The 21,671-nt window shown below is 68.2% G+C and carries 16 protein-coding genes and 3 pseudogenes; 8 read left to right on the top strand and 11 right to left on the bottom strand.

Features of this window, described 5'->3' with window-relative positions; all coding sequences use genetic code 11:
* Nucleotides 1–56: 56 nt before the first annotated feature.
* The 3 genes and pseudogenes from OIE13_RS09380 to OIE13_RS09370 form a co-directional block, all read right to left on the bottom strand.
* The gene (locus OIE13_RS09380) at nucleotides 57–530 is read right to left on the bottom strand and encodes a hypothetical protein (RefSeq protein ID WP_326641027.1); all 474 of its coding nucleotides are present in this window, start codon (nucleotides 528–530) and stop codon (nucleotides 57–59) included.
* Nucleotides 531–540: 10 nt separating this feature from the next.
* Complete coding sequence (locus OIE13_RS09375; RefSeq protein WP_326647123.1) at nucleotides 541–1,329, bottom strand: hypothetical protein; 789 nt, start codon at nucleotides 1,327–1,329, stop codon at nucleotides 541–543.
* A 225-nt stretch (nucleotides 1,330–1,554) separates the two neighbouring features.
* Nucleotides 1,555–1,794: pseudogene (locus OIE13_RS09370) on the bottom strand (helix-turn-helix domain-containing protein); the annotation flags it as partial.
* A 381-nt stretch (nucleotides 1,795–2,175) separates the two neighbouring features.
* On the opposite strand from OIE13_RS09370, the gene OIE13_RS09365 reads away from it, so the two are divergent.
* The 4 genes from OIE13_RS09365 (at nucleotide 2,176) to OIE13_RS09350 (ending at nucleotide 5,466) form a co-directional block, all read left to right on the top strand.
* Nucleotides 2,176–2,439 (top strand): hypothetical protein, encoded by a 264-nt coding sequence (locus OIE13_RS09365; RefSeq protein WP_326641029.1) that lies wholly within the window; start codon nucleotides 2,176–2,178, stop codon nucleotides 2,437–2,439.
* Entirely contained in the window at nucleotides 2,436–2,894 is a 459-nt protein-coding gene (locus OIE13_RS09360) for an ATP-binding protein (RefSeq protein WP_326641031.1), read from the top strand. The genes OIE13_RS09365 and OIE13_RS09360 overlap by 4 nt, the downstream gene beginning before the upstream one ends.
* Before the next feature lie 180 nt (nucleotides 2,895–3,074).
* Nucleotides 3,075–3,650 carry a hypothetical protein gene (locus OIE13_RS09355; protein ID WP_326641033.1) on the top strand — a complete coding sequence of 192 codons (576 nt, stop codon included), beginning with the start codon at nucleotides 3,075–3,077 and terminating at the stop codon, nucleotides 3,648–3,650.
* 1,078 nt (nucleotides 3,651–4,728) lie between these two features.
* Complete coding sequence (locus OIE13_RS09350) at nucleotides 4,729–5,466, top strand: ABC transporter permease (RefSeq protein ID WP_326641035.1); 738 nt, start codon at nucleotides 4,729–4,731, stop codon at nucleotides 5,464–5,466.
* Between the two features lie 63 nt (nucleotides 5,467–5,529).
* Here OIE13_RS09350 and OIE13_RS09345 read toward each other — a convergent pair whose 3' ends face one another.
* From OIE13_RS09345 to OIE13_RS09320, 6 genes and pseudogenes are all read right to left on the bottom strand, one after another.
* Nucleotides 5,530–6,867: a S1C family serine protease gene (locus OIE13_RS09345; protein WP_326641038.1), complete on the bottom strand. Its 1,338-nt coding sequence runs from the start codon at nucleotides 6,865–6,867 to the stop codon at nucleotides 5,530–5,532.
* A gap of 170 nt (nucleotides 6,868–7,037) precedes the next feature.
* On the bottom strand, nucleotides 7,038–7,163 hold the full coding sequence (locus OIE13_RS09340) for a hypothetical protein (protein ID WP_326641040.1): 126 nt from the start codon (nucleotides 7,161–7,163) through the stop codon (nucleotides 7,038–7,040).
* A 179-nt stretch (nucleotides 7,164–7,342) separates the two neighbouring features.
* Complete coding sequence (locus tag OIE13_RS09335) at nucleotides 7,343–8,221, bottom strand: oxidoreductase (RefSeq protein ID WP_326646832.1); 879 nt, start codon at nucleotides 8,219–8,221, stop codon at nucleotides 7,343–7,345.
* Nucleotides 8,222–8,653: 432 nt separating this feature from the next.
* Nucleotides 8,654–8,785, bottom strand: coding sequence for a hypothetical protein (locus tag OIE13_RS09330; protein WP_326641042.1), 132 nt, complete (start codon nucleotides 8,783–8,785; stop codon nucleotides 8,654–8,656).
* A gap of 29 nt (nucleotides 8,786–8,814) precedes the next feature.
* The gene (locus tag OIE13_RS09325; protein ID WP_326829874.1) at nucleotides 8,815–10,350 is read right to left on the bottom strand and encodes an acyl-CoA synthetase; all 1,536 of its coding nucleotides are present in this window, start codon (nucleotides 10,348–10,350) and stop codon (nucleotides 8,815–8,817) included.
* Between the two features lie 173 nt (nucleotides 10,351–10,523).
* A pseudogene (locus OIE13_RS09320) lies at nucleotides 10,524–11,549 on the bottom strand (ATP-binding cassette domain-containing protein).
* A 623-nt stretch (nucleotides 11,550–12,172) separates the two neighbouring features.
* On the opposite strand from OIE13_RS09320, the pseudogene OIE13_RS09315 reads away from it, so the two are divergent.
* From OIE13_RS09315 to OIE13_RS09300, 4 genes and pseudogenes are all read left to right on the top strand, one after another.
* A pseudogene (locus OIE13_RS09315) lies at nucleotides 12,173–13,743 on the top strand (IS1182 family transposase).
* A gap of 125 nt (nucleotides 13,744–13,868) precedes the next feature.
* Nucleotides 13,869–15,440: an IS1182 family transposase gene (locus tag OIE13_RS09310; RefSeq protein ID WP_326639485.1), complete on the top strand. Its 1,572-nt coding sequence runs from the start codon at nucleotides 13,869–13,871 to the stop codon at nucleotides 15,438–15,440.
* Between the two features lie 125 nt (nucleotides 15,441–15,565).
* Nucleotides 15,566–17,137 (top strand): IS1182 family transposase, encoded by a 1,572-nt coding sequence (locus OIE13_RS09305; RefSeq protein WP_326639485.1) that lies wholly within the window; start codon nucleotides 15,566–15,568, stop codon nucleotides 17,135–17,137.
* A 125-nt stretch (nucleotides 17,138–17,262) separates the two neighbouring features.
* Entirely contained in the window at nucleotides 17,263–18,834 is a 1,572-nt protein-coding gene (locus OIE13_RS09300) for an IS1182 family transposase (protein ID WP_326639485.1), read from the top strand.
* A gap of 246 nt (nucleotides 18,835–19,080) precedes the next feature.
* Here OIE13_RS09300 and OIE13_RS09295 read toward each other — a convergent pair whose 3' ends face one another.
* Both OIE13_RS09295 and lon read right to left on the bottom strand, forming a co-directional pair.
* On the bottom strand, nucleotides 19,081–19,212 hold the full coding sequence (locus OIE13_RS09295; protein WP_326641047.1) for a hypothetical protein: 132 nt from the start codon (nucleotides 19,210–19,212) through the stop codon (nucleotides 19,081–19,083).
* An 83-nt stretch (nucleotides 19,213–19,295) separates the two neighbouring features.
* Nucleotides 19,296–21,665 (bottom strand): endopeptidase La, encoded by a 2,370-nt coding sequence (gene lon, locus OIE13_RS09290; protein WP_326641049.1) that lies wholly within the window; start codon nucleotides 21,663–21,665, stop codon nucleotides 19,296–19,298.
* Nucleotides 21,666–21,671 lie beyond the last annotated feature (6 nt).

Here is a 21,671-nt window from a genome sequence, read left to right as displayed (position 1 = left end):
GCGCGGAGCGGGCCGTGTAGACCAAACAGGCTGACTATCCGCGACAGACTTGGCCGTCAGCGCTGAGCCCCTTCAGGCCAGATGACATGAATCTTCAGCCCTCGCTCTCTGGCTTCAGCTACGACATCTGCCGTTCCGCCGTATCCCCTGGCAGGCTTGCCGTCCCAGACAGCAAGTAGCTCGTCAGCGTGATCAAGCATGAAACGGCTGGCCACCATGTGTGACTCAGATGTGGACTCGATGAAATCCATGGCGTGAACCTGCTCGGCTCTGACGAGTAACGCGTCGTACTCCTGGTGCGCCTCGACGGGTAGCCCTTCCCGGTACTGTCTGGCGGGGGTCACGACCTCCAGCACTCCACCTAGGTCGATGACGGCTCGGGCGAAAATCTGATCAGCTCCGTCCGCGAGACATGACAGGCCCGTGAACGTAGGGGCATGTTCGGCAAGCAGTGAGCGAATAGCGTCGTCGATCAGGGTAGTGATCGCGGGGGAAAGGCCCCGGTGTCCGGAGACGGCGATACGGATCATGGCCTTCTTTCTAAAGGAGAGTCGCGCGAAGACGCTCGTCGAACGCGCGGGCGCTGCCTGTCATTGGACCGCCATAGGTTCGGCGGAACCGTCTAGCACGTTGGATGATCCGCTCTGAGCCGTAGGTGATCCCTACCGTCAGGGCGTTTGATACCAGGTGAAAAGCCTCGTCATAGTCCCCGGACATGGCCTTGGCAGTGGCGATCTCAGTCATGAGCACTCCACGTTGCTTGATGGCTGGTTGGACCGATGACAACGACTCAGCGAACGCGGCCACGGCTTCGTCTGCGCGGCCGAGTCGTACCATGACCAGTGCGCGATAGCCCGCGAGTTTCGCATCATCGAACGGAAAGACCCAAGGCCACGGCGGTGCTGCTGCCCGTTCGCTGGCAATCACTGCGGATTCAGCCTCTCGTAACGCGGCTACAGCGGCGGGGGCGTCATGGGCGGTCGCGTGGCCGAGTGCCTCAATGCTGTACAGCCATGCTCGTGCGGTTGCCGGTGGCTGTTCACCTAGTTCCCTTCGCGCTTGGGCGAGTAGGTCCAGCGCCAACATGGGGTCATCGGCGTCGATCTCGAAGGCGGCCAGACTGCCGATCATGTAAGCCGCCAACAGGGAGTGTTCGGCCTGACGGGCGCTGTCGATCGCCAAGCGGTAGTAGGTGCGCGAGGTGCCGATGTCGTGCATGTCGGCATGAAGCCATGCGGCGAAACCAGCGGCTTCGCTCATCACTGCACGGATGTCACTGGCGTAGTCGGACTGGGCGGCGCGTCCGAGGACACGGTTCGCCAGATTCACATGGGCTACGGCTCCTCGGGCTAGCTCATTAGCGGGCGTCGTTGCCTCTAGGCGTCGTTGAGCGCCGGTGATGCTGGTCAAAGTGGGTGCGGTGGTTTCGTCCACCTCCGCACGTTTAGGCAGGGGTAGGGCTGCGAGAGCCGTGAAAGCCACCGCCTTGCCGAAGTCTCTGCGTTTCGTTGGATCGTCATCCCCTCGGGCACCGAATCGGAGCAAATGAAGTGGAAGTCCGATTCGGACTGATATTTCCCGGACCTGGTCCACCGTGAGCGGCTGACGATTCCGCAGCACTTTAGAAACCCAGCTCTGGGAGTAGCCGATCGCCTCGGCTAGTTGGCCCTGCGTCCATCCGTTGGCCCGCTGCACCTCAGCGAGGACGGCGGGGATGTCGCACTCCGCGAGAGCGGCTGCTACGGCGGGCGTGGACCAGAACTGAAGCGAGGGACGACCTTGGTCCTGTCTCATAACTTTAGGTTAGGCGCGGAAGTGCTACCGCACAGATATTCGTGAGAAGAATAATCCTAGTGCTGCCAGTGCTACGGCATTAACTAGGGCCAATGCCCGCAGCGATGATCGCCCTATGAGTGCTTCTCCGCTCCGTACAGCAGGGGCTACGGCTTGCGCTCAAGAGTCGCGACGCCCCTCCTGCCTGCACTAGAGGCGTGGCGTAGCTCTCGCTCTCATCCAAGCTCATAAAAGAGCGGACCCGCCTCAGTGATTGCGCACTGGACGGGTCCTTGACCGCACAGGGAGGTGCGATCCATGGATCATCCTAGAGCCAGGCGCTCTAGTGAAGCGACGGCAGAGAAGCGGGACAAAGTATCCGCTGTCGTACAGCGATCAGTCGTGAAAGATCCGCAGGAGGACCGGTTCATCCATCTTGTCCGGCTGGCCTGGGATCTCCGTTATCTGGGTGTGGCGACGACGGTGGAACTCCCGCTGACCGGCGAACCGCGTGTGGTGATGCCGCGCGCGGTGGGGGATCTGCGAGTGACTGCCCTGTTCCAGCACGGAGGGTGGATCTTCACCTGGGGGCGGGGGCGTACTCAGCGGGTCGACGCGTTCAGCGAGGACGCGGTGCGGCGCATTCTCAAGGCGGCGGCGCGGTGAGCCGGGAAGACGTCTACGGCGCGGTGGAGACGATGTTCCGGCGCTGGGATGGGCTGTGCATCGTCGGTATGCGCAACTTCGGTGGTGAGGTGCGGTCGGCGGGGCAGGCTCGTGGCTGGGTGGTGGAGCTGCTGAGTGCGCAGTGCTTCTCGGGTGAGGTCCTGGAGACGGCGCGGTTGCTGGTCAGTGAGGTCGTGACGAACAGCATCCTGCACAGTGATTCGGGCATTGACCCCGAGGGGCTGGTCACGGTCGCCGTGGGGCTGGGTAGGGACGTGATCCACATCGAGGTGATCGATCAGGGGTCGTCGGTCAACGTGCCCGCGATGCGGTCGGCGGGTGAGGACAGTCTCGGCGGGCGGGGTCTGGACTGGGTCCATCGCCTGTCGAGCGGTTGGGGTTCTGACCATGATCCGGAGATAGGTCGCGCGGTCTGGTTCCGGCTGGCCTGCTGATGCTTTGAGCTGGTGCGGCGGTGCGCCATCCCCGCGCTAATGGCCGTCGCACCTGGCCGGGGGGCTGCGCGAGTCAAGAGGGCGCTTGTTGAGATCCCCGGCCCAACGCTGAGTACGTCACTTTCGACTTACGAGTTGAAGCGGTAATGTCGGAATAATTGATGGAGTGCGGGATTATAGGTGTCAATTTTAATCCTCGATGACGACGGCGTGAGACGTCAGATAATTGAAGGGATCGCGTCCGGTCTTACCATGGCCGAAGTGTCGGTGAAGGTAGGTGTGGATACGACCACGATTCACAGTTACCGTTGCGCGGATCAGGAGTTTGATCGGGTCGTTGTTGATGCGTCGTTCGCTGTCGGGGGGAACTGTTTCCCGGTGTACCGGGAGACGCCTCCGTATAAGAATCGTTTGTTGCAGGCGCGGATCGTTGACGACGTCTTGAAGGGGGGTGGTTGTCTGGAGAGTGACTTGGTGCGGGTGGCGGAAAAGCATGGGTACCGACTCCGGCAGGTGCTGATGTGGCGGGCCTACGATGATCAGTGGGCCGCTGCCTTCGAAGGGGCGCTCATCGCTGTGCGTGACCCCGGTGTGGAGCACGGATCGTGGCGCGTAGCGAAGAAGCTTAAGTGCAGGTGTGTTGATTGCCGGTCGCTGACGTATCCATGGGCGGTGAGACCGGATTACCTGTTACGGGGGAAGCCGTACCGGGACTACGGAGCGGAGCGGCCGGCGCCAATGCGAAGCACCCCGTAGGGGCCGCGTAGCGGTTGGGGCCGGTGGTCGGAGCGGCCTGTCGGCGGGTGAACATGACGGGCTCTGGTGATCGGTACGTCTTATGGGTGACGTACTGACCGTGCGTACGTCATTTCGTCGTCTGGGGCCTGGGGCGGCTGCGCGTGGGTGGTCGGCGGGTGCGGTTGGCTGCGGCGGCGGGCTGTGCGGTGGGCGGCGGGGTCTGCGCGTCCCTGTCGGGCGGGCGCGGGGCGGGACCGGCCTCCAGGCCGCATGCCCGGCCTCGATGTCTGTCCGGCGGGGGCGGGCATGCCGCGCCGGGCGGCGGCGCGGAGCGCTGCCGCCTGCTTGACCTATACAAGATTAATTCGGCAATTCGTACGCTACGGGTGTGCGCGGGGGAGATCGCCGGTTCTTTCGGCAACCGATGGCGGCGGTAGCGGGGGCGGCTGGTTCTTTCGGCAACTCGTCGGTGGCGGGGGTGTCGTGAGGGTCGCTGATTAATTCGGCAACTGTTCCGGCGGCTCGGGGAGCGGCGGCGCGGAGCGCTGGCGCCTTGAAACCAGTAAAGAAGGTTTGAGCCCACTTGCCGTCAGCGTCGCGGGTTGTCCTGGAAGGTCGGTGCCAAAGGCTCCATATCTGGACGGTCGGCGTCGTCAGGGTGGGGGCGAGCTGAGCCACGACGGACTCGAGGGAGGGTGGGTGGGTTGCGGCGGGCCGGTGCAGGGACGTTCAAGATCATCAGTGCCTGGGCTGGGGGCCTGTGCCCGGTACCAGGGGTAGGGCTGGCTGGGAAACCGGGAAAAGCGTCCCAAACCGATAGTCGGGAAGTCCACCCTGATCAACCTCCTTGTGGTCTGCGCAGGCCCAGTGTGGGCCGGGTCGAACTGCTGGGCGGCTCCCCCACCGACTCCGGGCGGCGGCGCCGCATCGGCGTCACCCCGCAGGAGACCGGACTGCCGGCGACACTGCGGGTCGGCGAGGTGTTGGACTTCGTCGCCGCCCACTACCCGCGCGGCGTCGACCGGGGGGGCGCTGCTGGAACGGTTCGCCCTGCCCGGCTCTTCCGGCGCGTCCAGCCTTCTTGGGAGGATCACCCATGTCGCTTCTTCTCACCTACACCCGGTACCAGCTCTTGGAGACCGTCCGGGTGCCGATCGCCCTGATCGGGAACGGCTTCTTCCCCGCCGCCTCGATGTTCTTCTTCGTAGTGCCGTTCGCCGGGGACCACCCCGTCGGAGCCACCCTGGCCACCGCGTCGATACTGATCTACTCGGCTATGTCCAGCTCCCTGTTCACCCACGGCCTGGGCATCGCCGAGGACCGCGCCCAGCCCTGGGACTCCTACACCCGCACCCTTCCCGCGGGTCCCTGGCCGAGGTTCGGTGCCCGGATCCTCAACGCGCTGGCCATGACAACGATCGGGATCGTACCGGTGCTGCTGGTGGCCGCCCTGCTCACCGAGGCCGTCGTGACGCCGGCGCGGCTGCTGCTCGGCCTCGGCGCCCTGGTGGTCGCCTCGGTCCCGTTCCAGCTCCTGGGCCTGTTCATCGGCTGCGCACTGCCCTCCAAGGCCGCGATGGCGGTGGTGCAGCTGACACTGTTCCCGATGGCGGTGGGCGGAGGGCTGTTCATGAACCCGACGGACGCACCGGCGTTCATCGAGCTGGTCGCGCCCTTCCTGCCCAGCCGGGGCGCGGTCGAGCTGGTCTGGGCCGCGATCGGCCACGGCACCCCCGGGACACTGTCGATGGTCATGTTCGGCCTCTGGACCCTGGCGGCCGGAGCCCTGGCCGTCTGGGCCTACCGGCGTGACGAGGGCCGCCGCTTCTCCTGAGTCCCGAAAACAGGTGGTGCCGCCGGATCACAAGGGCTCCGGCGGCACGACCTGCGGGTGGAACTACTCGCCGGTCTTCTCCGCGAGGGTCACGGTGACGGTCTGGGGCTGCCCGTCCCTGACGTAGGCGACGGTCACCTGCTGGCCGGGCTTGAAGCCGCGGACGGCTCCGACCACGGTGGCCGCCTCGTCCACGGCCGTGTTATTGATCTTGGTGATCAGGTCGCCCTGCCTGAGGCCCGCCTTGGCCGCCGGGCTGCCCTCGGTGACCTGGCCGACCAGCGCGCCATCCGCATCCCCGGTGGCATCGGTCACGCTCACACCCAGGAAGGCGTGGGAGACCTTGCCGCTCTTGATGAGCTGCTCGGCGACATGCTTGGCGGTGCTGATGGGGATGGCGAAGCCGACACCGATGCTGCCCTCCCCGCCGTTGGTGGCGATGGCGGTGTTGATACCCACCACCTGCCCGGCGGCGTTGACCAGCGCGCCGCCCGAGTTGCCGGGGTTGATGGCCGCGTCGGTCTGGATGGCGCCACCGATGGTGGTGGGGCTCTGGCCGCCCTCCGCCTGGTTGCCCCAGCCGGGCGGGAGCTGCCGCTGGCCCTGGTCTCCACCGACGGTGAGCGTACGGTTCAACGCGCTGACGATCCCGGCGGTGACCGACCCTGACAGGCCTAGCGGGCTGCCGATGGCGAGCACGGAGTCGCCCACCTTGAGCCGGTCGCTGTCGCCGATCGCGGCCTTGGTGAGGCCGGAGACGTCCTCCGCCTTGATGACCGCGAGGTCGGTGGCCGGGTCGGTGCCGATGATTTTCGCGGTGGCGGTCTTGCCGTCGCTGAACTTGACGGTCACCCGGCTGTCCGGGCCTCCCTGCCCGCCGGCCGTCACCACGTGGTTGTTGGTCAGGATCAGGCCGTCGGCCGACAGCACCACTCCGGACCCCTCGCCCCCGCCCGCGGCGGTCCTGACCTCGATGGACACCACTGAGGGCTGGACCGCTTGGGCGATGTCCGCGACCGTTGTCACGTTGCCGACCGGGCTGACGATCGGGCTGGACGACGACACCACGGTGGCGGTGCCGTTGAGGCTCGTCGCGGCGAAGGCTCCCGCGACCCCGCCGCCGACGGCCATGGCCGCCAGCGCGAGACCGGCGCCGATCTTCTGCCCGGCGGTGAGCCTGCCGCGCTGAGCGGGGACCACCGCCGGTCCTCCGGCCTTCTCCGGGGCCTCGGCGGCGAGCTGCTCCGGCACCGGGTGGATCAGCGTCGGCTGCGGTCCGGTGTCCTCACCGGCACGATAGGCGCCGGCGCTCGGCGGCACCTTGCCGAACTGGGTCCAGCCGTCGTTCCCCGGGGTCGCCTCGGCCGGTGTGTCCTGCTGCTCGTTCCTGTTCGGGTCCATGTCTTCCCCAAGTCCCACGTCCCCCCGATTCGACGGGGCGGAGGCCGGTGCTCACCGGTTGGTAGAAACGATGCCCGATGGCGTGTAAGCGCAGGTTAAGGGGCTGATCGCGGTGATCCGCATCTCCTGACAACGGCTTTATCAGCCGTGCTCAGACCCCGGAGGGCAGCTCAAAAATCTTCCTCGGCCCCTCTAAGGACCCGCTCGGCGACGGCGAGTTCCTCCCGCTCGGCCTGCACCTCCGCCAACTGCTTGGCCGGCTGCTCTTCGAGCCCGTCCAGTTCCGCGCGGCGCACGGAAGAGGTGCCCGTGGCGGAGCGGCCGCCGCCGATGGCGGCCTACCGGAGAAGTACGGCAGTATGCCGACGGTCTCCGCGGTCTTCACGGCGCTGCCCGACCCCGCGGACCATCCCGTGTTCCGCCTCCGGGCGCACGGCTGACCGACCCCGGGCGGGGGTAGTAGGGCGCGGCGCCCTCACGCTCCGGTGACCGCGGTCGGCTGCGGGAACGTGACGCCGGTCAGCTCCTCGGAGACCGTCCACAGGCGCCGGGCCGTCGCCGGGTCGCTGGCCGCCGGGGAGCGGCCGACCAGGGTCGGGGCGCCGCGCACCTCGCCGAAGCCGTCCGGGCCGACGCAGCTCGCGCCGGGGAGGTCCTGGACGGCGGCGTACAGGGTCGGCAGTGCGCCGGCCTTGTTGTCCTGGGCCACGGCCCGCATGACGACGCGGCCCAGCGCGCTGCCGTCGTGGCGCTGCAGGTTCGTGGCGGCCCGGCCGGGGTGCGCGGCCAGGGCACACACGGGCGAGTGCGATGCGGCGAGGCGGCGCTGGAGTTCCAGCGTGAACAGCAGGTTGGCCAGCTTGGACTGGCTGTATGCCTTCCTCGGGGCGTACTCGCCGGTGAGGTTGAGGTTGTCGAAGTGGATGTGCGGGGTGCCCGGCTTCTTGTGCGCCTCGGACGACACGGTCACCACACGGTCGGTGATGTGCGGCAGCAGCAGGTTGGTCAGGGCGAAGTGGCCCAGATGATTGGTCCCGAACTGCGTCTCGAAGCCGTCCTTGGTGCTGGACTCCGGGGTGTTCATGACGCCGGCGTTGTTGACGAGCAGGTCCAGATCGCCCCGCCAGGCGGCGGCGAACTCACGCACGGAGGCGAGGTCGGCCAGGTCGAGCCGGCGTACCTCCACGCTGCCGTGCACGCCCGCGGCGGCGGCCTCGCCACGCTTGGGGTCCCGTACCGCGAGCACCACATGGGCACCCACGGCGGCCAGCGCCTCGACGGTGGCGATGCCGATACCGCTGTTGGCGCCGGTAACGACGGCAGTGCGACCGTTCCAGTCAGGTATGTCGGTGATGTTCCACTTGCCGGGTGCGGTGCTGGGTGCAGTAGTTCGGCGTCCCGGTCTTCGCGACGCTTCACGGTTACGCCAACCTGGCCGCGACCGGCATGCTCGCTCCGGAGATCGTGGAACACGGGCTGGACGAGGTGATCGCGTTCATCCTGCGGGGCTGCGCGCCGGACGGGCGGGCCTGACCGGGCGTCCGGATTTCCCCGTTCAGTCCCGGCCTCAGCGTTGATTCGCCATGTCCGGTTCCGGCATGTTGATCAGATGTTGTAGACGGCGAATGCGGCATTGCGGTCGATGGGGTCGCGGCGAGCGTGGGCGATGTTGGCTCGATCAGCCAGACACATAGTGCTGATGCCACGAGGAGGTCCACCTCATGGCTGTAGACCAGGACCTCCTCGACCAGATCGCCAGCACCGTCGCCGACCTCTACCGCGAGGTCTAGGCCTCCCTGGTCAAGACGATCGCCGACGAACTCAAGCGGGACCTCCCGGCGCCGACGGCCGAGGTGAGGCTGGACTCGATCCGCAGGTTGCGCGCGGCCACCGAGGCCGTCCAGCAGCGCCTGGTCAAGACCAAGTCCGCAGCGGTGCGGGAGGCGATCAGGAGCCGGCGGGCCAGTATTCGTCGCGCAGGAGGCGTTTGTAGAGCTTCCCGGTGGGGTGCCTGGGCAGTTCCTCGCGAAAGTCGACGGACTTGGGACACTTGTAGGACGCCAGCTGGGAGCGGCAGTACTCGATCAGCTCGGCTTCCAGCTCCGGACCCGCCAGGTCCATGGAGGCCGGCTGGACGACCGCCTTGACCTGCTCGCCCATCTCCTCGTCGGGAACGCCGAGGACCGCCACGTCCGCCACCTTGGGATGGACGGACAGGACGTTCTCGGCCTCCTGCGGATAGACGTTGACACCGCCAGAAATGATCATGTAGGAGCGGCGGTCGGTGAGGTAGAGGAAGCCTTCCTCGTCGAGGTAGCCGATGTCCCCGAGGGTGGTCCAGCCCCGGCCCCGCGGGTCACGGGATGCCTCCGTCTTGGCCTCGTCGCCGTGGTAGACGAACTGCGGGCCGTCTGAGAAGTAGACGGTGCCGTGCTGGCGCGGCGGCAGCTCGTTGCCGTCCTCATCGCAGATGTGGGTGACGCCGAGCAGCGGGCGGCCGACCGTGCCCTTGTGTGCGAGCCAGTCCTGCGAGCCGACGTACAGGAAGCCGTTGCCCTCGGTCCCCGCGTAGTACTCGTGGATGATCGGCCCCCACCAGTCGATCATCCGTTCCTTGACGGGGATGGGGCAGGGGGCGGCGGCGTGGATCGCGCAGGCCAGCGACGACAGGTCGTGGCGCACGCGGGCCTCCTCGGGCAGTTTGAGCATCTTGATGAACATCGTCGGCACCCACTGCGAGTGGGTGACACGGTATTTCTCGATGAGCGTGAGCGCCTGCTCCGGGTCGAACCTCTCCATGACGACGATCGTGGCGCCCATCCGCTGGAAGCTCATGCAGTAGCGCAGCGGGGCGGCGTGGTAGAGCGGAGCCGGGGAGAGGTAGACGCTGTCGGCCGAGGGGGCGAACAGGAACTGGATGAGCCGCAGCAGCGGCCCGGGCTCCTCCAGCGGGGCCTTGGAGAGCGTGGGCTTGACGCCCTTGGGGCGCCCGGTGGTGCCGGAGGAGTAGAGCATGTCCACGCCCTGGCACTCGTCCTCGACGGGCGTGGCGGGGTGGGCCGCGACGGCCTTCTCGTAGGAGTCGAAACCGGGGGCGACACCGTCCAGCATGAGCCTGAGCCCGACCTTGGGCGCGAGGTCGGTGATGGAGACCGCTACGTCCGCGAGGGCGGCCGAGGAGATGAAGACCCGGGCCCCGCAGTTGTCGACGATGTAGGCGAGCTCGTCGGTCTTCAGACGCGAACTGATGGCCGTGTAGTACAGGCCCGAGCGGTGCGCGGCCCAGGCGACCACCAGGAAGAGCGGGTGGTTCTCCAGCATGAAGGCGATGTGGTCACCCGGCCGTAGGCCGGCTGCGCGGAAGAGGTGGGCGAGGCGGTTGGACTCCTCGTCCAGCTCGCGGTAGGTGACGACCCGTCCGGAGCCCGCCATGATCACAGCGGGCTTGTCCGGCGAAACTGCTGCGATGGCTCCCGGGTGCATGGAGCAGAACATTACTCGGCTTCAGGTTCGGTGAGAAGTACTCGAACGCGGCAGGGCCGCGACCTCGCGGACGAGGTCGCGGCCCTGGGATGACGGTTCTCACGGCCGTGGAAGCGCTCCCCCGGTCACCCCGGTGTGGCCGCGCGGCGGCAGAAGGTCATCGGCTCGGCCGGTCAGTCGCGCGCGAGACGGCGGGCGACGGTGTCGCCCAGGCTCTGCACGAGTTGCACGACGGCGACCAGCACGACAACGGTGACGATCATGAGGATGGTCTCGAAGCGCTGGTAGCCGTAGCGGATGGCCAGGTCTCCGAGCCCGCCCCCGCCGATCGCCCCGGCCATCGCCGAGTACGAGATCAGCGCGACCACGGTCACCGTGAGCCCCGCGATCAGGCCGGGCATCGCCTCGGGCAGCAGCACCTTGCCGACGATGGTCGCGCGCCCGGCCCCCATGGCCTGGGCCGCCTGTACCTTGTCCCTGCCGACCTCGCGCAGCGCGGTCTCCACCAGGCGGGCGAAGAACGGCGCCGCGCCGAGCGTCAGCGGGACCACCGCGGCGATGGTGCCGATGGTCGTGCCGACGATCAGCCTGGTGAACGGGATCACCGCGATCAGCAGGATGGTCAGGCCGAGCTCGCGGTTGAGGCTCTTGAGCAGGGCCAGGATCGACTGCGTGGTGCCGGGGTCGAGCGCCGAGGTGGCCTCGTCCGACAGCAGGACCGGAGGACTGCCGGCCAGCGCGCGGGCGATGCCGACCCGCTGCTTCTGCCCTCCCGACAGCTGCGCGGGGTGCGCCCCGGCCTTGTCGGCCAGCCCGACCAGCTCCAGCAACTCGGCGGTCCGCCTGCCGCGCTCGGCCTTTGCCACTCCCATGACCTCCAGCGGGAAGGCGACGTTGCCGGCGACGGTACGGGAGGAGAGCAGCGCGAAATGCTAGTGGATCATCCCGATCCGCTGCCTCGCCTTGCGCAGGTCCCGCTCGGCCAGGCTCGTCAGCTCCTGACCCGCCACCGAGACGGTGCCCGAGGTGGGCCGCTCCAGGAGGTTCACGCAGCGCAGCAGGGTGCTCTTACCGGCGCCGCTCTGCCCGAGCACGCCGTATGTCTCACCCTCGCGGACGTGGAGGTCGACGCCGTCGACGGCGACCACCTCGCGCCCCCGATCTCGATAGACCTTTCGCAGGTCCGACACGTCAATCACTGCTGTACCCCAACATGGAACGGATCTCGGCAGGCTTCCGGGGAGGGAGCCGACGGGCGTCCCGGAAGGAGGGCAGGTGGCCCGGACGGTGCGGGAGGAGATGGTCCAGCGATCAGATCATGGTCTCTGGCCTCGGTCCACACCTGGCCCAACGCAACCCTTATTTACCGTCATTCCCGACATTTTATGTTAAATCGATCGGCCTTCACGAACACCCGTGCCCGGAGTCGTCCGGCAGCCCGTCCCCCTCCCCCTCGTTCGTACACCGGGATCGACCGGGGCCGGCACGCGACTCCTCAGCTTCACCACCGCTACAAAAACCTCGGCGACAAGGGGGAGGCTTCACCGATCCCGAGATCTCCTCAACCGCCGGAGCGACGTGCTCTACACGGAGAACGCCCTGGTCCTGGGGTGAGATGACCCGGAGAGGCACTCGGGAACTCAGAGCTTATTTCTTAGCAGGTGCACCACCGAAGCATCCGCTCCACGGGCGGGCCGCAAGCGGCCAACCCGGCGCAGCCAACCATCAGCGTCGCCGCTACTTCGGAACTTCTCGTCTAGAAGTGCACTGAAAATCTTGCGTTCTGGTCCCGCCTCGGATGATTCGGGGCCAGACTCGTTGCGTGCAGGGTGAATGGGCTGGAGAACCGGTAGGGCCGGATGTGTGGCAGACCTGCCGGGAGCTGATCCCAGCCGGGAGCGTTTTCGCGTTCCTGGCCGAACATCGGCAGACGCTGTTCCCAGCAGACATGTTCACGGACATGTATCCCTCGGCGAACGGGCGGCCGAGCATGCCGCCGCAGGTGCTCGCCACAGTGATCGTCCTGCAGAGCCTGCACGGGCTGTCGGACTTCGAGACGGTTCAGGAACTGCGTTGTGACCTGAGGTGGAAGGCCGCCTGCGGCCTGGGTCTGTACGACACCGCGTTCGACCCGTCGCTGTTGACCTACTTCCGACGGCGCCTGCAGCGCTCGGCCGATCCGAACCGGCTGTTCACCAAGGTCAGGAAGTCGTCGCGGCCACCGGCGTCCTCAAAGGCAGGCAGCGCCGGGCGTTGGACTCCACCGTGCTGGACGACGCGGTCGCCACCCAGGACACCGTCACCCAGCTCATCGCCGCGATCCGCCGGGTCATCCGCGACGTCCCCGGCGCCGAGCCGGTCGCCGCCCAGTGGTGCACCGCCCACGACTACACCGACCCCGGCAAGCCGAAGATCGCCTGGAACGACCAGCAGGCGCGGGACACACTGGTCGACGCCCTGGTCACCGACGCCCTTAATCTCATCGCTCACGTGCCCGGCCAACCGCTCGGCGAGACGGCGGCAGGCGCCCTCGGACTGCTGGCACTGGTCGCAGGACAAGACGTCGAGCCCGCCGACGGCTCCGACGGCCGATGGCGGATCGCCCGGCGCACCGCCCACGACCGCATCGTGTCCACGGTCGACCCCGAGGCCCGCCACATCCACAAGAACCGCACCCGCCACCAGGACGGCTTTCGCGCACATGCCGCGTTCGAGCCCGAGGCGGGGCTGTTCACCGAGGTCGCCCTCACCGCGGGCAGCGGCGCGGACAACCACGAGGCCGCCGTCGCCCGAAGCCTCCTCGCCGGCGACGACGATGCCCTGACGGTACTGGGCGACACCGCCTACGGCACCGGCGACCTGCGACAGACCCTCCAAGCCGACGGCCACACCCTGGTGATCAAGCCGCCGCCGCTACGCCAAGCCGTCCCCGGCGGCTTCACCACCGACGATTTCCAGGTCGACACCCAAACCGGCCGCGTCACCTGCCCGGCAGGCCACACCAAAACCCTCGGCCGCCCGCTGGCAGGTGGTAACCGCCAGGCCCAGTTCAAGATCCTGTGCCGCACCTGCCCACTGCGCGAACGCTGCACCACGTCCAAGACCGGACGCACCTTCAACGTCCACCCCCACTATGACCTCCTCAAAACCGCCCGGCAGCAGGCCGCCACCAGTCAGCGATGGCAGCAGGAGTACCGCCGCTGGCGACCACCCGTCGAACGCGCCATCGCCTGGCTGGTCGCCAAAGGCAACCGTCGCGTTCCCTACCGCGGCGTCCTCAAGAACAACATCTGGCTCCACAACCGCGCTGCCGCACTCAACCTCCGCCGCCTCATCAACCTCGGACTCACCCACACAGGCGGCGCCTGGGCACTGAACCCCGCCACTGCATAAGCCGCCGGGGCGCCTGCTCCGCGCCGATATCCACTCAAACCAAGATCTTCAGTGCACTTCTAGAAGTGCACTGAAAATCTTGCGTTCTGGTCCCGCCTCGGATGATTCGGGGCCAGACTCGTTGCGTGCAGGGTGAATGGGCTGGAGAACCGGTAGGGCCGGATGTGTGGCAGACCTGCCGGGAGCTGATCCCAGCCGGGAGCGTTTTCGCGTTCCTGGCCGAACATCGGCAGACGCTGTTCCCAGCAGACATGTTCACGGACATGTATCCCTCGGCGAACGGGCGGCCGAGCATGCCGCCGCAGGTGCTCGCCACAGTGATCGTCCTGCAGAGCCTGCACGGGCTGTCGGACTTCGAGACGGTTCAGGAACTGCGTTGTGACCTGAGGTGGAAGGCCGCCTGCGGCCTGGGTCTGTACGACACCGCGTTCGACCCGTCGCTGTTGACCTACTTCCGACGGCGCCTGCAGCGCTCGGCCGATCCGAACCGGCTGTTCACCAAGGTCAGGGAAGTCGTCGCGGCCACCGGCGTCCTCAAAGGCAGGCAGCGCCGGGCGTTGGACTCCACCGTGCTGGACGACGCGGTCGCCACCCAGGACACCGTCACCCAGCTCATCGCCGCGATCCGCCGGGTCATCCGCGACGTCCCCGGCGCCGAGCCGGTCGCCGCCCAGTGGTGCACCGCCCACGACTACACCGACCCCGGCAAGCCGAAGATCGCCTGGAACGACCAGCAGGCGCGGGACACACTGGTCGACGCCCTGGTCACCGACGCCCTTAATCTCATCGCTCACGTGCCCGGCCAACCGCTCGGCGAGACGGCGGCAGGCGCCCTCGGACTGCTGGCACTGGTCGCAGGACAAGACGTCGAGCCCGCCGACGGCTCCGACGGCCGATGGCGGATCGCCCGGCGCACCGCCCACGACCGCATCGTGTCCACGGTCGACCCCGAGGCCCGCCACATCCACAAGAACCGCACCCGCCACCAGGACGGCTTTCGCGCACATGCCGCGTTCGAGCCCGAGGCGGGGCTGTTCACCGAGGTCGCCCTCACCGCGGGCAGCGGCGCGGACAACCACGAGGCCGCCGTCGCCCGAAGCCTCCTCGCCGGCGACGACGATGCCCTGACGGTACTGGGCGACACCGCCTACGGCACCGGCGACCTGCGACAGACCCTCCAAGCCGACGGCCACACCCTGGTGATCAAGCCGCCGCCGCTACGCCAAGCCGTCCCCGGCGGCTTCACCACCGACGATTTCCAGGTCGACACCCAAACCGGCCGCGTCACCTGCCCGGCAGGCCACACCAAAACCCTCGGCCGCCCGCTGGCAGGTGGTAACCGCCAGGCCCAGTTCAAGATCCTGTGCCGCACCTGCCCACTGCGCGAACGCTGCACCACGTCCAAGACCGGACGCACCTTCAACGTCCACCCCCACTATGACCTCCTCAAAACCGCCCGGCAGCAGGCCGCCACCAGTCAGCGATGGCAGCAGGAGTACCGCCGCTGGCGACCACCCGTCGAACGCGCCATCGCCTGGCTGGTCGCCAAAGGCAACCGTCGCGTTCCCTACCGCGGCGTCCTCAAGAACAACATCTGGCTCCACAACCGCGCTGCCGCACTCAACCTCCGCCGCCTCATCAACCTCGGACTCACCCACACAGGCGGCGCCTGGGCACTGAACCCCGCCACTGCATAAGCCGCCGGGGCGCCTGCTCCGCGCCGATATCCACTCAAACCAAGATCTTCAGTGCACTTCTAGAAGTGCACTGAAAATCTTGCGTTCTGGTCCCGCCTCGGATGATTCGGGGCCAGACTCGTTGCGTGCAGGGTGAATGGGCTGGAGAACCGGTAGGGCCGGATGTGTGGCAGACCTGCCGGGAGCTGATCCCAGCCGGGAGCGTTTTCGCGTTCCTGGCCGAACATCGGCAGACGCTGTTCCCAGCAGACATGTTCACGGACATGTATCCCTCGGCGAACGGGCGGCCGAGCATGCCGCCGCAGGTGCTCGCCACAGTGATCGTCCTGCAGAGCCTGCACGGGCTGTCGGACTTCGAGACGGTTCAGGAACTGCGTTGTGACCTGAGGTGGAAGGCCGCCTGCGGCCTGGGTCTGTACGACACCGCGTTCGACCCGTCGCTGTTGACCTACTTCCGACGGCGCCTGCAGCGCTCGGCCGATCCGAACCGGCTGTTCACCAAGGTCAGGGAAGTCGTCGCGGCCACCGGCGTCCTCAAAGGCAGGCAGCGCCGGGCGTTGGACTCCACCGTGCTGGACGACGCGGTCGCCACCCAGGACACCGTCACCCAGCTCATCGCCGCGATCCGCCGGGTCATCCGCGACGTCCCCGGCGCCGAGCCGGTCGCCGCCCAGTGGTGCACCGCCCACGACTACACCGACCCCGGCAAGCCGAAGATCGCCTGGAACGACCAGCAGGCGCGGGACACACTGGTCGACGCCCTGGTCACCGACGCCCTTAATCTCATCGCTCACGTGCCCGGCCAACCGCTCGGCGAGACGGCGGCAGGCGCCCTCGGACTGCTGGCACTGGTCGCAGGACAAGACGTCGAGCCCGCCGACGGCTCCGACGGCCGATGGCGGATCGCCCGGCGCACCGCCCACGACCGCATCGTGTCCACGGTCGACCCCGAGGCCCGCCACATCCACAAGAACCGCACCCGCCACCAGGACGGCTTTCGCGCACATGCCGCGTTCGAGCCCGAGGCGGGGCTGTTCACCGAGGTCGCCCTCACCGCGGGCAGCGGCGCGGACAACCACGAGGCCGCCGTCGCCCGAAGCCTCCTCGCCGGCGACGACGATGCCCTGACGGTACTGGGCGACACCGCCTACGGCACCGGCGACCTGCGACAGACCCTCCAAGCCGACGGCCACACCCTGGTGATCAAGCCGCCGCCGCTACGCCAAGCCGTCCCCGGCGGCTTCACCACCGACGATTTCCAGGTCGACACCCAAACCGGCCGCGTCACCTGCCCGGCAGGCCACACCAAAACCCTCGGCCGCCCGCTGGCAGGTGGTAACCGCCAGGCCCAGTTCAAGATCCTGTGCCGCACCTGCCCACTGCGCGAACGCTGCACCACGTCCAAGACCGGACGCACCTTCAACGTCCACCCCCACTATGACCTCCTCAAAACCGCCCGGCAGCAGGCCGCCACCAGTCAGCGATGGCAGCAGGAGTACCGCCGCTGGCGACCACCCGTCGAACGCGCCATCGCCTGGCTGGTCGCCAAAGGCAACCGTCGCGTTCCCTACCGCGGCGTCCTCAAGAACAACATCTGGCTCCACAACCGCGCTGCCGCACTCAACCTCCGCCGCCTCATCAACCTCGGACTCACCCACACAGGCGGCGCCTGGGCACTGAACCCCGCCACTGCATAAGCCGCCGGGGCGCCTGCTCCGCGCCGATATCCACTCAAACCAAGATCTTCAGTGCACTTCTAGAAGTGCACTGAAAATCTTGCGTTCTGGTCCCGCCTCGGATGATTCGGGGCCAGACTCGTTGCGTGCAGGGTGAATGGGCTGGAGAACCGGTAGGGCCGGATGTGTGGCAGACCTGCCGGGAGCTGATCCCAGCCGGGAGCGTTTTCGCGTTCCTGGCCGAACATCGGCAGACGCTGTTCCCAGCAGACATGTTCACGGACATGTATCCCTCGGCGAACGGGCGGCCGAGCATGCCGCCGCAGGTGCTCGCCACAGTGATCGTCCTGCAGAGCCTGCACGGGCTGTCGGACTTCGAGACGGTTCAGGAACTGCGTTGTGACCTGAGGTGGAAGGCCGCCTGCGGCCTGGGTCTGTACGACACCGCGTTCGACCCGTCGCTGTTGACCTACTTCCGACGGCGCCTGCAGCGCTCGGCCGATCCGAACCGGCTGTTCACCAAGGTCAGGGAAGTCGTCGCGGCCACCGGCGTCCTCAAAGGCAGGCAGCGCCGGGCGTTGGACTCCACCGTGCTGGACGACGCGGTCGCCACCCAGGACACCGTCACCCAGCTCATCGCCGCGATCCGCCGGGTCATCCGCGACGTCCCCGGCGCCGAGCCGGTCGCCGCCCAGTGGTGCACCGCCCACGACTACACCGACCCCGGCAAGCCGAAGATCGCCTGGAACGACCAGCAGGCGCGGGACACACTGGTCGACGCCCTGGTCACCGACGCCCTTAATCTCATCGCTCACGTGCCCGGCCAACCGCTCGGCGAGACGGCGGCAGGCGCCCTCGGACTGCTGGCACTGGTCGCAGGACAAGACGTCGAGCCCGCCGACGGCTCCGACGGCCGATGGCGGATCGCCCGGCGCACCGCCCACGACCGCATCGTGTCCACGGTCGACCCCGAGGCCCGCCACATCCACAAGAACCGCACCCGCCACCAGGACGGCTTTCGCGCACATGCCGCGTTCGAGCCCGAGGCGGGGCTGTTCACCGAGGTCGCCCTCACCGCGGGCAGCGGCGCGGACAACCACGAGGCCGCCGTCGCCCGAAGCCTCCTCGCCGGCGACGACGATGCCCTGACGGTACTGGGCGACACCGCCTACGGCACCGGCGACCTGCGACAGACCCTCCAAGCCGACGGCCACACCCTGGTGATCAAGCCGCCGCCGCTACGCCAAGCCGTCCCCGGCGGCTTCACCACCGACGATTTCCAGGTCGACACCCAAACCGGCCGCGTCACCTGCCCGGCAGGCCACACCAAAACCCTCGGCCGCCCGCTGGCAGGTGGTAACCGCCAGGCCCAGTTCAAGATCCTGTGCCGCACCTGCCCACTGCGCGAACGCTGCACCACGTCCAAGACCGGACGCACCTTCAACGTCCACCCCCACTATGACCTCCTCAAAACCGCCCGGCAGCAGGCCGCCACCAGTCAGCGATGGCAGCAGGAGTACCGCCGCTGGCGACCACCCGTCGAACGCGCCATCGCCTGGCTGGTCGCCAAAGGCAACCGTCGCGTTCCCTACCGCGGCGTCCTCAAGAACAACATCTGGCTCCACAACCGCGCTGCCGCACTCAACCTCCGCCGCCTCATCAACCTCGGACTCACCCACACAGGCGGCGCCTGGGCACTGAACCCCGCCACTGCATAAGCCGCCGGGGCGCCTGCTCCGCGCCGATATCCACTCAAACCAAGATCTTCAGTGCACTTCTACCCGGACCCTCCTCGCCCCCGGTTCACTGCCCACCGCTCGGGTTCGTGCGACCAGGGGGAGTAGCTCTGCCGTTCGCCGCCTCAGCGCGTCCAGGCGGGCGTTGACGGTCGCGGCGGCGGTGCCCCAGCGAGCGGCGAACCAGGCGGCGAGGTGGTCGGTGCCGGCCTCGCCCTCAAGTTCGGTCTACGGAACGAAGCGCTGGTCATGCCAGTACGGATCCCGTAGCGGGACGATCCGCTGGGCGAAGTCGTCCTTGATCGCCCGCATCCTCGCCCCCGGCGCGTAGAAGCGGCCCTTGGTCTCCCCGTACGACATGAGCCGGCCCTTGGCCGCCAGATCGGGCAGCCGGACGGCCCGCCCCCTCCGGTGAGGGGGCGGGCCGTGGTGCGGGCCGTGGGTCAGGCGGCGATGTGCTCGGCCACCTTGGCCGGGGTGAGCGCGATGTCCAGGACCTCGCGCACGTCGCTCACCGCGTGAACGGTGAGCTCGTCGCGGACGGCCTGCGGGACATCGTCCAGGTCGGGCTCGTTGCGCGCCGGGATCAGCACCGTCGTGATGCCCGCCCGGTGGGCGGCCAGCAGCTTCTGCTTGACCCCGCCGATCGGGAGCACCCGGCCGGTGAGGGAGACCTCGCCGGTCATGGCCACGTCGGCGCGGACCTGACGGCCCGACAGCAGCGAGGCCAGGGCCGTGATCAAGGTGACGCCCGCGGACGGGCCGTCCTTGGGAACGGCTCCGGCCGGGAAGTGGACGTGCACCGAGCGGTCCTTGAGGGAACCGACGGGCAGCTCCAGCTCCGCGCCCCGCGAGCGCAGGTAGGAGAGCGCGATCCGGGCCGACTCCTTCATGACGTCGCCGAGCTGGCCGGTCAAGGTCAGGCCGGTGTCACCGGTCTCGGGGTCGGCCAGGGACGCCTCCACGTAGAGCACGTCACCTCCCGCCCCGGTGACCGCCAGACCGGTCGCCACACCGGGAACCGCCGTGCGCTGGCTGGACTCGGGAAGCGAGGACTCCGGCACGTTACGCGGGCGGCCCAGATAGGGGACCAGGTCCCCCACCACCACGGGCAGCTCGCCCTCACCGAGCGCGACATTGGCCGTCACCTTGCGCAGAATCCTGGCGATCGAGCGCTCCAGGGACCGGACCCCGGCCTCCCTGGTGTACTCACCCGCGAGCCTGCGCAGCGCGTCCTCGTCGACCGTGACGTCCTCGGCGGTGAGGCCGGCCTTGTCGAGCTGGCGCGGGAGCAGATGGTCACGGGCGATGGCGACCTTCTCGTCCTCGGTATAGCCATCGAGCGTCACGATCTCCATGCGGTCCAGCAGCGGGCCGGGGATGGCCTCCAGCACGTTGGCGGTCGCCAGGAAGAGCACGTCGCTGAGGTCGAGCTCCACCTCCAGGTAGTGGTCACGGAAGGTGTGGTTCTGCGCCGGGTCGAGCACCTCGAGCAGCGCGGCCGTCGGGTCGCCCCGGTAATCGGAGCCGACCTTGTCGACCTCGTCGAGCAGCACGACCGGGTTCATCGAGCCGGCCTCCCGGATGGCGCGGACGATCCGGCCCGACTGGGCGCCGACGTAGGTACGCCGGTGACCGCGGATCTCGGCCTCGTCCCGGACACCGCCGAGGGCGACCCGGACGAACTTGCGGCCCATCGCACGGGCGACGGACTCACCGAGGGAGGTCTTGCCGACCCCGGGCGGGCCGGCCAGCGCAAGCACGGCGCCGCTGCGACGGCCGCCGACCACGCCGAGCCCCTTCTCGGCCCTGCGCCCGCGGACCGCGAGGTATTCGATGATGCGGTCCTTGACGTCCTCGAGGCCGGTGTGGTCGGTGTCGAGGACGGCGCGGGCCGCGGCGATGTCGTACGAGTCCTCGGTCCGCTCGTTCCACGGGATGTCGAGAACGGTGTCGAGCCAGGTGCGGATCCAGCCGGTCTCGGGAGACTGGTCAGAGGTCCGTTCCAGCTTGTCGACCTCCTTAAGCGCGGCCTGACGCACCTTTTCCGGCAGGTCGGCGGCCTCGACGCGGGAGCGGTAGTCCTCCTCCTCGGAGGCGGCGGTGTCGCCGTTCAGCTCGGCGAGCTCCTTGCGGACCGCGGCGAGCTGCCGGCGGAGCAGGAACTCACGCTGCTGCTTCTCCATGCCCTCCTGGACGTCCTTGCGGATCGTCTCGGCCACGTCGATCTCGGCCAGGTGCTCGCGCGACCACTCGACCAGCTTCTCCAACCGGTCGGCCGGGTCCGCGGTCTCCAGGATCTCGGCCTTGCGCGAGGTGCTCAGCCAGGGGGCGTAACCGGAGTTGTCGGCCAGGATCGACGGGTCGTCCATCTGGTTGACCGCGTCGACGACCTGCCAGGCGCCCCGCTTCTGCAGGATCGTGGTGGCCAGCGCCTTGTACGCCTTCGCCAGCTCGTGGGCGCGCTCGTCCGCCGCGACGGCGGGAACCCGGGTGGCCTGCACCCACAGGGCCGCGCCCGGCCCGGTCGTGCCGGTGCCCACGCGGACCCGGTCGACACCGCGCACCACGGCGGCGGGCTCGCCGCCCGGCAGCCTGCCCACCTGCTCGACGATCGCCCGGACGCCCACCGAGCCGTATCTTCCGTCGATCCGGGGAACGAGCAGGACTTCGGGCTTGTTGTCAGCGAGAGCCTGAGCCGCGTCGATCGCAGCCCGGACCTCGGTCTCCGACAGGTCAAGCGGAACCACCATGCCCGGCAGCACGACCTCGTCGTCGAGCGGCAGGACCGGGAGGATCAAGCTCTCACTCATGTGAAC

This window comes from Streptosporangium sp. NBC_01810 (assembly GCF_035917355.1).
Lineage (GTDB): Bacteria > Actinomycetota > Actinomycetes > Streptosporangiales > Streptosporangiaceae > Streptosporangium.
Note: the sequence above shows the minus strand (reverse complement) of the source record. Positions and strands in the feature narration are given on the sequence as shown.

Coding starts and splice junctions, on each gene's coding strand:
- OIE13_RS09345 (WP_326641038.1), bottom strand. CDS start 6,867: ATGGACCCGAACAGGAACGAGCAGCAGGACACACCGGCCGAGGCGACC.
- OIE13_RS09350 (WP_326641035.1), top strand. CDS start 4,729: ATGTCGCTTCTTCTCACCTACACCCGGTACCAGCTCTTGGAGACCGTC.
- lon (WP_326641049.1), bottom strand. CDS start 21,665: ATGAGTGAGAGCTTGATCCTCCCGGTCCTGCCGCTCGACGACGAGGTC.
- OIE13_RS09380 (WP_326641027.1), bottom strand. CDS start 530: ATGATCCGTATCGCCGTCTCCGGACACCGGGGCCTTTCCCCCGCGATC.
- OIE13_RS09325 (WP_326829874.1), bottom strand. CDS start 10,350: ATGCACCCGGGAGCCATCGCAGCAGTTTCGCCGGACAAGCCCGCTGTG.
- OIE13_RS09295 (WP_326641047.1), bottom strand. CDS start 19,212: ATGTCGTACGGGGAGACCAAGGGCCGCTTCTACGCGCCGGGGGCGAGG.